The organism is Arthrobacter sp. zg.Y820 (assembly GCF_030125555.1).
In the GTDB taxonomy this organism is placed as follows: domain Bacteria; phylum Actinomycetota; class Actinomycetes; order Actinomycetales; family Micrococcaceae; genus Arthrobacter_B.
This window is the reverse complement of sequence record NZ_JASKLX010000013.1, coordinates 43,775-56,775: the sequence shown is the minus strand read 5'-3', so window position 1 is coordinate 56,775 and position 13,001 is coordinate 43,775. Positions and strand designations below refer to the sequence as shown.

General features: G+C 66.9%; 12 protein-coding genes. 5 read left to right on the top strand and 7 right to left on the bottom strand.

All coding sequences use genetic code 11. From position 1 onward, the window contains the following. Positions 1-156 precede the first annotated feature (156 nt). On the top strand, positions 157-1,122 hold the full coding sequence (locus QNN99_RS15395; RefSeq protein ID WP_229967697.1) for a quinone oxidoreductase family protein: 966 nt from the start codon (positions 157-159) through the stop codon (positions 1,120-1,122). On the opposite strand, the gene QNN99_RS15390 is transcribed toward QNN99_RS15395, so the two are convergent. Then, complete coding sequence (locus QNN99_RS15390) at positions 1,094-1,597, bottom strand: SRPBCC domain-containing protein (protein WP_229967695.1); 504 nt, start codon at positions 1,595-1,597, stop codon at positions 1,094-1,096. The two genes, QNN99_RS15395 and QNN99_RS15390, sit on opposite strands and share 29 nt — an antisense overlap. A 962-nt stretch (positions 1,598-2,559) precedes the next feature. Between QNN99_RS15390 and QNN99_RS15385 the strand changes: the two genes are divergently transcribed. Beyond that, complete coding sequence (locus tag QNN99_RS15385; protein WP_229967693.1) at positions 2,560-2,946, top strand: hypothetical protein; 387 nt, start codon at positions 2,560-2,562, stop codon at positions 2,944-2,946. Positions 2,947-3,104: 158 nt separating this feature from the next. Here the strand turns inward: QNN99_RS15385 and pheT are convergent, their stop codons facing one another. Further along, positions 3,105-5,648, bottom strand: coding sequence for a phenylalanine--tRNA ligase subunit beta (gene pheT, locus QNN99_RS15380; RefSeq protein WP_229967691.1), 2,544 nt, complete (start codon positions 5,646-5,648; stop codon positions 3,105-3,107). Then, a complete protein-coding gene (gene pheS, locus QNN99_RS15375; protein WP_229967689.1) occupies positions 5,649-6,731 on the bottom strand; it encodes a phenylalanine--tRNA ligase subunit alpha in 1,083 nt (360 codons plus the stop codon). 317 nt (positions 6,732-7,048) lie between these two features. Here pheS and QNN99_RS15370 point away from each other — a divergent pair, with 317 nt between their 5' ends. Together QNN99_RS15370 and QNN99_RS15365 are read left to right on the top strand one after the other, a co-directional pair. After that, positions 7,049-7,555, top strand: coding sequence for a hypothetical protein (locus QNN99_RS15370; protein WP_229967687.1), 507 nt, complete (start codon positions 7,049-7,051; stop codon positions 7,553-7,555). A gap of 93 nt (positions 7,556-7,648) precedes the next feature. Continuing rightward, positions 7,649-8,710 (top strand): Rv2578c family radical SAM protein, encoded by a 1,062-nt coding sequence (locus QNN99_RS15365; protein ID WP_229967685.1) that lies wholly within the window; start codon positions 7,649-7,651, stop codon positions 8,708-8,710. Between the two features lie 150 nt (positions 8,711-8,860). Here the strand turns inward: QNN99_RS15365 and QNN99_RS15360 are convergent, their stop codons facing one another. After that, on the bottom strand, positions 8,861-9,226 hold the full coding sequence (locus tag QNN99_RS15360; RefSeq protein WP_229967739.1) for a (deoxy)nucleoside triphosphate pyrophosphohydrolase: 366 nt from the start codon (positions 9,224-9,226) through the stop codon (positions 8,861-8,863). 282 nt (positions 9,227-9,508) lie between these two features. On the opposite strand from QNN99_RS15360, the gene QNN99_RS15355 reads away from it, so the two are divergent. Next, positions 9,509-10,738 (top strand): MFS transporter, encoded by a 1,230-nt coding sequence (locus QNN99_RS15355; RefSeq protein ID WP_229967683.1) that lies wholly within the window; start codon positions 9,509-9,511, stop codon positions 10,736-10,738. Positions 10,739-11,010: 272 nt separating this feature from the next. Here the strand turns inward: QNN99_RS15355 and QNN99_RS15350 are convergent, their stop codons facing one another. The 3 genes from QNN99_RS15350 to rpmI all read right to left on the bottom strand — a co-directional run bounded on the left by QNN99_RS15350 (position 11,011) and on the right by rpmI (position 12,951). Beyond that, on the bottom strand, positions 11,011-11,964 hold the full coding sequence (locus QNN99_RS15350) for a TrmH family RNA methyltransferase (RefSeq protein WP_442860542.1): 954 nt from the start codon (positions 11,962-11,964) through the stop codon (positions 11,011-11,013). 20 nt (positions 11,965-11,984) lie between these two features. Next, on the bottom strand, positions 11,985-12,632 hold the full coding sequence (rplT, locus tag QNN99_RS15345) for a 50S ribosomal protein L20, sunset domain variant (RefSeq protein ID WP_229967679.1): 648 nt from the start codon (positions 12,630-12,632) through the stop codon (positions 11,985-11,987). Between the two features lie 124 nt (positions 12,633-12,756). Continuing rightward, the gene (gene rpmI, locus QNN99_RS15340; protein ID WP_104055427.1) at positions 12,757-12,951 is read right to left on the bottom strand and encodes a 50S ribosomal protein L35; all 195 of its coding nucleotides are present in this window, start codon (positions 12,949-12,951) and stop codon (positions 12,757-12,759) included. Positions 12,952-13,001 lie beyond the last annotated feature (50 nt).

Below are 13,001 nucleotides of genomic sequence, written 5' to 3'. Positions count from 1 at the left end.
AGTAGATTTATGCATGGGCCTACATAATTATGCATAGATGACGCGGACCCTTTTTCGCCGGCCGCAGCACGGAAGGAGGGAACAGGGCGGTGCGCCGGTCCGCGCGCTGCCCTACGATGGCAGCGACACCGATGCCTGCAACAGAAGAGACATTCCATGCATAAAGCTATTGTGGTCCCCGCACCCGGCGGGCCCGAAATCCTGCGCTTTGAAGACGTCGACCTGCCCCAGCCCGGTCCGAAGGAACTGCTGGTCCGTGTCGGGGCGGTGGGCGTGAATTTCATCGACACCTACAAGCGCAGCGGCATCTATCCCATGGCGCATCCCTTCATTCCCGGTGCCGAGGCGGCCGGAACCGTGGTCGCTTCCGGGCGCGATGTGGCAGCGTTCCGGGAGGGTGCGCGGGTTGCCACGGCTGAGGGTGGCGGCACGTATTCGGAGTACACCATCATGGAGGCGGACAAGGCGCTGCCCATACCCGACGGCGTCAGCGACGAGATTGCCGCGGCGCTCCCCATGCAGGGCATGACCGCCCACTACCTCTGCAACTCCACCTTTCCCGTGGAGGAGGGCCAGACGGTCCTGACCCACGCCGGTGCCGGCGGCGTCGGCCTGCTGCTGATCCAGCTGCTCAAGGCCAAGGGCGCCACCGTCATCACCACTGCCTCCAGCGATGAGAAGCGTGAGCTGGCGCGCTCCGCCGGCGCCGACTACGCCCTGGGCTACGACGGATTCGCCGAGGCGGTCCGGCAGCTGACCGACGGCAGGGGCGTGGACGTGGTGTACGACGGCGTCGGCAAGGCAACCTTCGACGGCTCCCTGGGCAGCCTGCGCAAGCGGGGCATGCTGGTGCTGTTCGGCGGCGCCTCGGGCCAGGTTCCGCCGTTCGACATCCAGCGGCTGAACTCGTCGGGATCTCTCTACCTGACCCGTCCCACGCTGGACGACTACCTGCTGACCGCTGAGGAGCGGCAATGGCGCGCCCATGAGCTCTTTGAAATGGTTCGTGACGGCACACTGGACGTGCGCATCGGCGCGACCTATCCGCTGGCCGAGGCCGCTGCGGCGCAGACTGCCTTGGAAGGCCGGAAGACTACCGGGAAGGTGCTGCTGCTGCCGTAGCATCCGCTGCTCCGTACAACATCTCGAAGCTGGTGTGCAGCGGCCAAAACTGCGACCAGGGAAGCGGGGTCCCGCCCACGGCAGCCTCCAAGTAGGTCAAATGCGTGACCCAGCCGGGACCGTAGGAATCCACCAGGCTGCCCAGCCCGTTGTGCACGAGCTCCATCCGGGTGCCGGACTCCGCCGGGTGCAGCCCGAGCGCAATCTGCGAGTCGGGTTCGTCGGGGAAGTCCCACGTCATGGCCAACCGGCGCGGTTCGTCCGCCTCGGTGACGACGCTTCGCGACAGGCAGCCCCCGCCATGGTCGACGACAATCATGCCGCCCGTTTTAGCGTCACATACAAGGGGCCGGCCCAGCCATTGGGAGAGCAGCGCCGGGTCGCGGAACCCCGCCCACACCGTTTGGGCGGGGACAGCGAGCAACCAGGAAATCGTGAGGGAATCGTCTTCGGTCGCGAGGGATGACAGCGGCATGGCCCCGATTCTGGCACGTTCCGCCATTCGCGAGTACCCGGGCACGTAGTCGGTACTCGTGAATGAATGTTCCGCCGGGAACAGCTCTATTGGATGCCTCGGTGCATCGGTGAGGCTGCGGGGCTGGCCGGCTGGTCGGCGGAGCCCTTCTCATCTTGGCCTTGGCGGGCTGCGCACCCGCCGGCAACTCACCGACGTCCGGGGACCGAAGGTCCACGGAAGCCGCGTCAGGTGACGCCGCCGACCGGGAAGTATCGGCGGATCCGGCTGACCCCCGGTGGTTGCCGTCCCCCGGTGCCAGCTGGCAGTGGCAGCTCAGCGGTGCCTTGGACCTCACCGTTGAGGCGGGCATTTTCGATGTGGACTATGAAACACTTCTGCGCTGAGTCCAATCAACAGGGGCTGTCCTCACTGCTAAAACCCCTGGACCTCGGGGCCGTCAGGGAGGCCTGTTGAATAGCCGGTTGACCGGCGGGGTGAGTCCTGGGCGCCCGGTGCGCACCCGACTGCGACCTGCGCGGCTGTTTCATCCGGGTGACTGCCGGCCGTAATGACGGTTTCGGTCGCGAGGGATCGCATACCTGCATCGTCCAGCCATTCAGCAAGGAAATCGTGACCGGAGCTGATCCATTCGGTCCCCTTCGAAGCCAGCGACCGTTGCCTCAGTTCAACCAGCGCAGCTTCTCGGTCCTCTGACGGCAGCAGCAGAACCACCTTCGGAACGCTTTGCAGGGCGGCGTGCACCACGGCAAAACAGCCGGGGTCAGTGTAGGAGGTGTGTCCGGCGCCCAAAGCGGCGGGCCAGAAACGGCGGTCCTGGCGGCAGCACCGGGGCCAGCAGGAACTAGGCGCCGTCGTCTACCCATTGCCCCTGCTGCGGATTATCATTCGGGGCATGCGGCGGCGGAAGTGTCGTTCACTGCAGACCTGCCGGCAGTCCCCCCGGAACCAAAGGAGTAACCATGACAGGTAATCTCTCGCCTTCTGCCCCGCCTGTGCTGCAGGAGTATTACCGGGTCCTGACCGCCGGTCCGGAGGCGTTCGGCGACGGCAGGGACCTCCGCGGACTTTTGTCAGGCCGACTCGATTTCACCGGGTCCCTGGCAGGCCACCTCCCTGACGCCACGGAGCATTTCCTGCAGGGAGTCACCGGCTTCATAGGGACTGTGCGGGGCATCGATTTTATAAGCGATGTCCATGACAATGCGGGATCCGCGGTGCTGTACGACGCCGATATGCCCGGCGGGACGGTTCGCTTTGCGGAGTTCTTCACTTTCGGTGACGGTGTTATCAGCACGCTGAACCTGCACTACGACGGGCCGGACTACATTGCCAAGGGCGGCCGTTAGCTGGCCGTGACAAAGACCGTCCGGCAGAAAGAGCAATTCTCCTTCCGGGGCAGCCGAGCTCCCGGACAGCCCGATTAACGGGCCAACACATGGAAAAGGGCTCTGCTGGAGGTCATCCAACAGAGCCCTTCCGGGGAAAACCCCCTGGTTTGCAGCGGTTAGCGCTGGACGGCACCAAACCGTTCCGCGGCCAGCGCGACGGCGGCGGCCCGGGACTCTGAGGCCTCATCGGCCGTCAGGGTCCGGTCCGGAGCCCGGAAACGCAGGGCGAAGGCCAAGGACTTGTGGCCGTCTTCGATGCCCTTGCCGGAGTACACATCAAACAGCGAAATGTCTTCCAGCAGTTCCCCGGCGCCTTCGCGCAGGGTCTCCAGGACCGTTTCCGCGGGAATGCCCGCCTCCACTACCAGGGCAACGTCCTGCGTGGTGGCCGGGAACGAGGAAATCTCCCGGGCCACGATAACTTCGGGCGCGGCGTCGAACAGTGCGTCGACGTCGAGTTCCAGAGCCACGCTGCGGGCCGGCATGTCCCGGGCTGCGAGCAGCTTGGGGTGCAGTTCGCCGGCGTAGCCCACGGTTTCGCCGCTGCGCAGCGAGAGCTTGGCGGTGCGTCCGGGATGGAAGGCCTGGTGCTCGCCCTGGCTGACCACCAGTTCCACGCCGAGCACGTCGCCCATCAGGCGGGCGGTGTCGACGGCGTCGGCCCAGTCCCAGGCGCGCGGCGCATGGCCGGCGCCCGGCTGCGACTCGTGGCCGGTGAACAGCACGCCTACATGCAGCGGCTGGTCCGGAACTCCCTCGTACAGGGCATCGAGGACTTCCTCGGAGGGACGGACGCCCAGCGGCGGAATCGTTGCGGTGCCCAGCTGCTCACCGGGCAGGAAGACCGATCCGGCTTCGAACAGCGCCAGGTCGCGGAAGCCGCGCGAGAGGTTCCGCTTGGCCACCTCAAACAGGCCCGGCAGCACCGAGGTGCGCAGGTAGCCGAACTCGGCGCTGAGCGGGTTAGCCAGCTTGACCGCAGCAGGCGAGGTGCCGGCGTCGGGCGTTCCGAAGGTGTTGTTGTCGTCCTGGGTGACGAACGGATAGGACAGCACCTCGGTCAGGCCGGCGGCGGCGAGCGCCTGCTGCAGGCGGCGGCGCTGCTGCTGGATCCGGGTCAGGCCGCGGCCGGGAGGAGCCGTGGGCAGGGTGGACGGAATGTGCTCGTAGCCGACCAGGCGGATGATTTCCTCGGTGAGGTCCTCACGCGTCTCCAGGTCCGGGCGCCAGCTCGGCGGCGTCACAGAGTAGCCGGCAGCCGTCCTGGCCACTTCGGCACCCAGATCGGTGAGGGTGCCGGTGATCTGGGTCTCGCTGAAGTCGTAGCCGATCAGCTTGGACGCGAAGTCCGCGGGCAGCTCGATGGCCTTGGCTTCGGGCTTGGTGCCGACGTCGGTCACCGAGGGATCGGCGGTGCCGCCGGCCAGCTCGGTCAGCAGATCGACGGCGCGCTGGGCGGCGACGTCGGCGACGTTCCAGTCCACGCCGCGCTCGAAGCGCTTGGACGCTTCGGAGGGCAGGCGGTGCCGGCGGCGGGAGCGGCCGATGCTGACTTCCTCGAAGTGCGCGGCCTCGATCAGGATGTTGCTGGTCGTGTCCGAGACCTCGGTTGTGGCACCGCCCATGACGCCGGCAATGCCGATCACGCCGGAGTCGTCGGTGATGAGCAGGTCCTCGGGATCGAGGGTGCGGACCTTCTCGTCCAGGGTCTTCAGGGTTTCCCCTTCAGCCGCACGGCGCACCACAATGTCGCCGGACAGCTTGTCCAGGTCGTAGAAGTGCAGCGGCTGGCCCAGTTCGAGCATCACGTAGTTGGAGATGTCCACGATCAGGGAGATCGAGCGCATTCCGGCCAGGCGCAGCCGGGAGGCCATCCACGGCGGAGTCGGGCGGGTGGGGTCCACGCCGCGGACGGTGCGGGCCACAAAGCGGTCGCAGCCGGCCTTGCCGTAGATCGGCGCGCCGTCTTCTAGGCGCACGCCGTAACCGTTGCCGTCAGCAGCGGGGACGACGACGGCGGCGGCCGGGTCGGTGAACTTTGTTCCGGTGGCGTGGGCGTACTCGCGGGCAGCGCCGCGGATGGAGAACACGTAGCCGCGGTCCGGCGTGACGTTGATTTCCGCTGCTTCGTCGTACAGGCCGAGCAGGTCCAGGGCGTCGGTGCCGATCTCCGGATCCAGGCCCAGGCGGGAGAGGACCAGGATGCCGTCGTGGTCTTCTCCGATGCCCAGTTCGCGGACCGAGGCAATCATGCCGGCGGAGACGTGGCCGTAGGTCTTGCGCGGGCTGATCCGGAAGTCTCCGGGCAGCACGGCGCCGGGCAGGGTGACAACCACCTTGTCCCCGACCGTGAAGTTATGCGCACCGCAGACGATGCCCTGCACGCCGGAGGGATCGATGCCGTCGCCGGTGAGTGTCTGCTCGGCGCCCTCGGGCACCACGCGGACGGTGCACCAGTTGATGGTCTTGCCGTTCTTCTGCGGCTCGGGCTCCATGGAGAGCACCTGGCCGACAACAACGGGGCCCGAGAGCTCGTCGGTGGGACGGTGGACGTCCTCCTCCTCCAGCCCTACCCGGACCAGTTCCGCCATGACGTCTTCGGCGGTTGCTTCCGCCGGAACCTGGGCATACTCGCGCAGCCAGGAAAGTGGGATTCTCACTTAGATCTCCATCCCGAAGTGTTCGCTGAAACGTACATCGCCCTCGATCATGTCGCGCATGTCCCCCACTTCGTTGCGGAACATCAGTGCGCGCTCAATACCCATGCCGAAGGCAAAACCTGAATAGACCTCGGGGTCAATGCCGGCCGCGCGGAGCACGTTCGGATTGACCATGCCGCAGCCGCCCCACTCGATCCAGCGCGGGCCGCCCTTGGCGCCCGGATGCCAGATGTCCAGCTCGGCGCTGGGCTCGGTGAACGGGAAGTAGTTCGGGCGCAGCCGAACCTTGGCCTCGTCGCCGAACAGCACGCGGGTGAAGTGTTCCAGGGTGCCGACCAGGTCGGCCATGGTCAGACCCTTGTCGATGGCCAGGCCCTCGAACTGGTGGAACACCGGGGTGTGCGTGGCGTCCAGCTCATCGGTGCGGAAGACCTTGCCCGGGCAGAGCACGTAGATCGGCAGGTCCCGTTCAAGCATGGAGCGCACCTGGACCGGCGAGGTGTGCGTGCGCATCACCAGGTGGGCCTCGGGCGGCTCGACAAAGAACGTGTCCTGCATTTCACGGGCCGGGTGGTCCGGCTTGAAGTTCAGCGCGTCGAAGTTGAACCACTCGGATTCAACCTCGGGGCCTTCGGCGATCTCCCAGCCCATCCCCACGAAGATGTCGCTGACCCGGTCCTGCAGGGTGGAGAGCGGATGGCGTCCGCCCATGCGGCGGCGGCGCGGAGCGGCGGTGACGTCAACGGCCTCTTCGACCAGGATCCGTGCGTCGCGCTCGGCTTCCAGCTCGACGGTGCGGGCGGCGAGCGCGGCATTGATGCGTCCGCGTGCCGGCCCGACAAGCTTGCCGGCGGCAGACTTCTGGTCCTTGGGAAGGGAGCCGATGGTGCGGTTGGCCAGGCTCAGCGGCGACTTGTCGCCGGCGACGGCGATGCGGACGTCCTTGAGGGCGTCCAGATCCACTGCGGCGGCGATGGCGGCGAGCGCGGAGTCGACGGCGGCAGAGACTGCCGCTTCATCCAGCGGGTTGGGCGGCTCGGGGGCGGTGTCTGGGGAGTGCGTCCCCGGTATGGAGTTCGACATGTACAGTTCTTTACCTATTTCCGGCCCTGTTGATGGACGTTTTGATGGGCGTTGGTCGTGAAAAAACGAGGGAAAATGCCCGTAGCTTCCAGTCTAACCAACCCGGCATGCGACCCGGACATGGCAGCACCGGGATGACGGAGGCGGTGTCCGCCGGTGACGGGCTCCGGCTGGGCTCCTACACTGGCAGCGTGAACATCCGCCAACCATCCGTTTTTTCCGGTGCACGGTCGGCTGCACGGGCAACCGCATGGTCAGCTGCATGGTCAGCTGCACGGTCAGTTACACCGTCAACCGCTCGGATATCAGCCCCACCGTTGCCCGCACCGTCGGCGTTCGTTCGGCTGCGCCGGCTGCTGAACGTCGTCAACCTGACCACGCCGGCCGGGCTTGCCCTAGCCCGGGCCGGACGCTGCCGAATCTGTCGCGGCCCCGACGGGCTGGTGCTGGCCGAAGGCTGGTCCTGGACGCTGCCGAAGGCCGCTGCCTTCACCGTGGGCAACGTAGTTTTGTACCGCTCCCGGGCGGCCCCGTTGTTTCGGCCCGGCACCGGCGGCCCGGGTTCCAGTCCCCTGCTGCGGCACGAGGCCCGGCACAGCAGCCAGTACGCGGGACTGGGGCTGGCGTTTCTTCCGCTGTACTTCCTGGCAGCGGGGGTCTCCAAACTGCGGCACGGCGATCCGGCGTCGGGCAATATATTTGAGCGGCTGGCGGGACTGGACGACGGCGGCTACCGCCGCACCGTCCCTCCCGCTCCCTCCCGCACACCCAACCCCCTGCGACGCCCCCGCCCCCGCCGAAATGGCAGAAAGTGTAGGTTTTGAGGGCTGGGAAGAGCACTTTGTGCCATCTCGCGGATGGGGGAAAGGGCGACCCCGCCTACCGCCCGGATTAGAACATGTGTTCTAATGGTCGGCATGAGATGGCAAGCGCAGGAACCCAAGGCCGCCGGCGCCGAAGATGCCCTCCTGGCCCTGCAGGGCGTGGTGCGCAGCGTGAAGACACCCGAGTTTGCCGGTATCACCTTCCATGAGGTGCTCTGCAAATCCGCCCTGAACAAGGTGGGCAAGACCTCCGGCATGCCGTTCGATTGGACCATCAATCCGTACCGCGGCTGCAGCCATGCCTGCGTCTATTGTTTTGCGCGGAAGACGCACACGTATCTGGAGATGGACAGCGGCCTGGACTTCGACAGCCAGCTGGTGGTCAAAACCAACGTGGCGGAGGTGCTGCGGCGGGAGCTGGCCCGCCCGTCCTGGCGCCGCGAACACGTGGCGATGGGCACCAACACGGACCCCTACCAGCGGGCCGAAGGCCGGTACCGGCTGATGCCGGACATCATCAGGGCGCTGGCAGATTCCGGAACCCCGTTTTCCATCCTGACCAAGGGCACGCTGCTGGCCCGGGACATTCCGCTGCTCAAGAGAGCCGGGCAGGACACCGAAATCGGCATGGGCATCTCGCTGGCACTGCTGGATCCGGAGCTGGCGCAACGGGTGGAACCCGGAACGCCCGCCCCCAGGGCGCGGCTGGAGCTGATCAGCCGGCTGCGGGAGGCCGGACTGCCGTGCTCGGTGATGGCCATGCCCATCCTGCCGTGGCTCACCGACGGAGACGAGTCGCTGGACGCGCTCTTTGCCGCACTTGCCGCCGCCGGCGCCACCGGCGTGACGGCCGGAGCGCTCCATCTGCGGCCCGGTGCCCGGGAGTGGTATCTGGGCTTCATCAGCCGCGATTACCCCCATCTGGCCGGAAAGTATGCGCGGCTGTACGGCGGCGGCACGTATGCCTCCAAGGAATACCGGCAATGGCTGGCGGGACGGGTGAACTTCTTCAAAAGGAAGCACGGTTTCACCGCCAACGGGCAGTTCATGCCGCTGCGCAGACCCGCGGCCGGGACGGGCGCCGATCCGCTGGAAACCGTTCAGGACAGTACGGTGCCGGCGACTCAGGGCGGGCAGGCGGCAACCCTCTTCTAAGGGGAATCCGGAATGGACGGCGCGTGCCCGGCTGCCTGCGCCGAAGCCGGCACCGGCGTCGGGAGGTCAACGAGGTTGGCATTGATTCGCGCAAGGAACCGCGAGCCCCAACCCGGTCAAAGATATCTCTGCGGCAGGGGTTGCGCGCGCTTACCGCCGGCGGGCTGCGTCGAGCATGGCGGTGACGATGGGCAGGTCGGCGGGGATCCAGGCCAGGGCGCCGAGCTCCCGCGGATCAAGCGCAACCCAGCGAAGCTCGTCATGGTCTTCGAGCGGGGACGGAGCCCCTTCGGTGATCTCGGCGAGCCAAACCCGCATGGCGGCCTTCTCATTGAGCGGCCACCCCTGGGCACCCGGGCCGTTGATTTCCGCACCGAGCCGAACGCCGACACCGAGCTCCTCCCGGAGCTCCCGGTGCAGGCCTTCTTCGCAGCTTTCCCCGGCTTCCACTTTTCCACCGGGAAACTCCCACATCCCGGCAAACTGCTCCGGTGCCGTGCGCCGGGCCGCGAGCATCTTGGTGGGCGCGGCGAGGCTGTCCACGAGGGCGGCGCCGACTACTTGCTTCAGTTCTCCGTTAGACACGGATCGAGTCTACGGGCAGCGCTGAACTAAACTGGATTCACAGCGCTGTAGCGGGTCGACCGCAGCCCGGGCGGTTTCCCGCTTCGGACACTCCGCCGACTCTCCCGCACCAGCACCCCACCGGGATCCCATCAGGATCCGGCTGACCGCGGATTCGCCCGGCTGACCGCGGCGGCCGCCGCCAGGATCCGTTTTTTGTTCTGAGAGAGTTTTATGTCGTTAACACCCGCGCTTCAGGCCAGGCGGGCATCACTGGCCATTTTTGCCCTCGCTGCCGGCGGATTTGCCATCGGCACCACCGAGTTCGCCATCATGGGCCTGCTCCAGGAGATGGTGCTCGATCTGGGCATCTCCGTTCCGGCCGGCGGACACGTCATCTCCGCCTACGCGGTGGGCGTGGTGGTCGGCGCTCCGATCCTCGCCGCCCTGGGCGCGCGGATACCCCGCAAGACGCTCGCTCTGGGACTGATGGTGCTGTTCAGCGTCGGCAACCTGTCGTCGTTCTTTGCGCCGGACTACAACTGGCTGCTGGCCACCCGGTTCCTGTCCGGGCTGCCGCACGGCGCGTTCTTTGGGGTTGCCGCCGTGATCGCCGCATCGCTGGTCGCACCGACCCGCCGGGCACGGGCGATTTCCATGGTGATGCTGGGGCTGAGCATCGCCAATGTCGTCGGGGTTCCCTTTGCCACCTGGCTCGGACAGCAGGCCGGCTGGCGGTGGATGTTTGTCATGGTTTCCGCCATCGGGGTCCTCACGGTGGCGCTGGTGGCCCGGTACGTTCCGCATCAAGCGACGCACCCGGAGGCGAGCATCCGGCGCGAGCTAAGCGCCCTGCGCCGGATCCAGGTCTGGCTTGCCCTGCTGGTGGGCACCGTGGGGTTCGGCGGTTTCTTCGCCGTCTATGCCTACATCTCCCCCACAATGACCAATGTCGCAGGTTTCGATGCCTCGCTCCTGCCCCTCATTGTTGGCCTCTACGGCCTGGGCCAGGTGGCGGGAAACATCATCGGCGGCCGGCTGGCCGACCGCAGCGTCATGGGCAGCATCTACGGAATCCTGCTGGGGACAGCGGTCATCCTGGCGGCCTACGCCTGGCTTGTGCAGTACAAGACAGGCGCATTGGCACTGGTCTTCCTGGTCGGAGCGATCGGCTCGATGCTGGTCCCGCCGCTCCAGACCCGACTGCTCGACGCCGCCCCGGGAGCCCAGTCCCTGGCCTCATCCCTGAACCACTCGGCACTGAACATGGCCAACGCGCTGGGAGCATTGCTGGGCGGCCTGGTCATTGCCTGGGGGTGGGGCTACCGCTCGCCCGCCGTCGTCGGCGCCGTCCTGGCCCTGTTGGGACTGGGCATCGCACTGCTTAGCGGCTGGCTGGACCGGAAGAGTCCGCAGGCGCCTGCTCCGTCCGCGGCGCATACACATCCGGTTCCAAGTAAATAATCCGCATTGGGTTCGGCCGAGCGGATCCGCTTCTCGGCTTCGTTGATGGCTTGGCGATCTGCTCACCGGTCTCGCCTTCACCCACCGAGATCTTGGCCGCGACCAGCAGTTCCTCGGGGCCCAGGTGCAGGGTCTTGAGGTGAATGATGCGCGTGCCGTCGGAGCGGATGGCTTCTTCGATGGCGCGGACATCGGACGCCGTGGCCGATTCGCCCAGCAGCAGTGACCTGACGTGCTTAGCACTTTCAGGCGCGCCCGCCGGCGTCGGCCGGCTAGCGGTTCTGGGCGCGGGCTGACGCGTAGAGGCACACGGTGGCGGCAGTGCCCACGTTGAGACTTTCGGCGCGCCCGTACACCGGGACGGCCACGCGGTAGTCGGCGTCGGCCAGCTGCTCGGAGGTGAGGCCCTGGGCTTCGTTGCCGAAGAGCCAGGCGGTGGGATTTTCCAGCCGGGGCTGGGAGGACACGGCCGCGGCGGCTTCGGGGGCGCCGTCGTCGGCCGCTTCTCCGGTGGCCGGTGCGTCCGGAAGCGCCGGCGCCAGGCGGCGGACGGAGCTTTCGTCCTGGAGCTTGTCAAGGTCCACGTTCCCGTAGCCGTCGGCGGCCAGGACGGTGAGTCCGTGGGCGCGGCAGGCGGCCATCAGGAAGTCGAAACTGACGCCGGTGACGACCGGCAGATGAAACAGGGAGCCGGCGGTGGAACGCACGGCCTTGGGATTGTGGATGTCAACGCTGGACGCGGTCAGCACGACGGCGTCGGCACCGGCGGAATCTGCGGCGCGCAGAATGGTTCCGGCATTGCCGGGATCGCGGACTTCGCACAGCACCGCGATGAGCTTGGCTCCGGCGGCCAGCACATCATCCAGGGCGTAATCGGTGATCCGGCACACGGCCACGACGCCCTGGGGCGAAATGGTGGTGGCCATGGCGGCAATGACTTCGTCGGTGGCCAGGCGCAGCGGCACGTCGGCGGAAAGCTCCGCCAGCTCGGGCAGCCGGTCCAGGCAGGCCTCGGTGGCGAAAACTTCGAGGACGACGCCGGACCCGCCGGCGGAGGCGTCGGCGCGGTGGCTCAGCAGAGCCTCACGGACGGCCTGGGGCCCTTCGGCCACGAACCGTCCGGTTTTTAAACGCGCCGGGCGCCCGGCCAGCTTCGCTACATCCCTGACCCGATCTGCTCGGGGATTGGACATAAGCGGAGCCGGCGGGCGCCCAACAGTGTTCATGATCGGCTAATAACCGATTTCTAGCCCTGGAACTTCTGGCGGGATTCTCCGCCAGCAGGCTCCAGTCCGGCAGCCTTGGCGGCTTCGACGGAGTTGAACCAGTACTCGGCTACGGTCTGCTCGTACCAGGTGGAACCCGGAACGTGGTACTTGCCGGAGCCCAGGTTGCCCTTGATGACAAAGCCTTCGGGGGCGTCGCCCTCGGAAGCCTTGAAGCCACCCTGAGCGTCGGCAACAGCAGCGGCCGGCTTGGAGGCAACCGGAGCAGCCTTTGCAGCCGGAGCAGCGGCAACGGCCGGAGCGGAGGTGTCGGACGGCAGGGCGTTCTTGGCGATCTGCACCAGCGTGGCGAACGCGGCGGCGTCGTTGACGGCCAGTTCGGCCAGCATGCGGCGGTCAACCTGGATCTCGGCAGCCTTCAGGCCCTGGATCAGGCGGTTGTAGGTCAGGCCGTTGGCGCGGGATGCAGCGTTGATGCGCTGGATCCACAGGCGACGGAAGTCACCCTTGCGCTTGCGGCGGTCGCCGTAGCTGTACACAAACGAGTGCAGCAGCTGCTCTTTGGCCTTGCGGACCAGGCGTGAACGCTGTCCGCGGTAACCCTTGGCGCGCTCGAGAATAACCCGACGCTTCTTGTGGGCGTTTACCGCCCGCTTCACACGTGCCACGTGCGTACTCCTTTAGATAAATCTTCCGTGCACCTGCTGTGAGGCGCTCGGCCTGCAACTCAGGCCCGGAAAAGCTTGGTGGTGTGACGGTGGCCCGAACGGGCCGCCTGTCGAGGGGGAAAGACTAGATGCCCAGCATCTTCTTGATGACCTTGGCGTCTGCCGGGGCAACAAGCTTGTCACTGGCGAGGCGGCGCGTCAGCGTGGACGGCTTGTGCTCGAGGTAGTGGCGGCGGTTGGCCTGCTGGCGCTTGAGCTTGCCGGTTCCGGTCAGCTTGAAGCGCTTCTTGGCGCCACTGTGGGTCTTCATCTTCGGCATGACTACCGATCTCCTTTGGGTTTCCGCCGGCCGGGGCCTGCGGGGCTTTG

Bases quoted from the DNA above. Each gene is read 5' to 3' on its own strand.
- rpmI (WP_104055427.1), bottom strand. From the start codon at position 12,951: ATGCCGAAGATGAAGACCCACAGTGGCGCCAAGAAGCGCTTCAAGCTG.
- QNN99_RS15360 (WP_229967739.1), bottom strand. From the start codon at position 9,226: ATGCTCGCGGCCCGGCGCACGGCACCGGAGCAGTTTGCCGGGATGTGG.
- QNN99_RS15355 (WP_229967683.1), top strand. From the start codon at position 9,509: ATGTCGTTAACACCCGCGCTTCAGGCCAGGCGGGCATCACTGGCCATT.
- QNN99_RS15385 (WP_229967693.1), top strand. From the start codon at position 2,560: ATGACAGGTAATCTCTCGCCTTCTGCCCCGCCTGTGCTGCAGGAGTAT.
- QNN99_RS15395 (WP_229967697.1), top strand. From the start codon at position 157: ATGCATAAAGCTATTGTGGTCCCCGCACCCGGCGGGCCCGAAATCCTG.
- pheS (WP_229967689.1), bottom strand. From the start codon at position 6,731: ATGTCGAACTCCATACCGGGGACGCACTCCCCAGACACCGCCCCCGAG.
- QNN99_RS15350 (WP_442860542.1), bottom strand. From the start codon at position 11,964: ATGAACACTGTTGGGCGCCCGCCGGCTCCGCTTATGTCCAATCCCCGA.
- QNN99_RS15365 (WP_229967685.1), top strand. From the start codon at position 7,649: ATGAGATGGCAAGCGCAGGAACCCAAGGCCGCCGGCGCCGAAGATGCC.
- QNN99_RS15390 (WP_229967695.1), bottom strand. From the start codon at position 1,597: ATGCCGCTGTCATCCCTCGCGACCGAAGACGATTCCCTCACGATTTCC.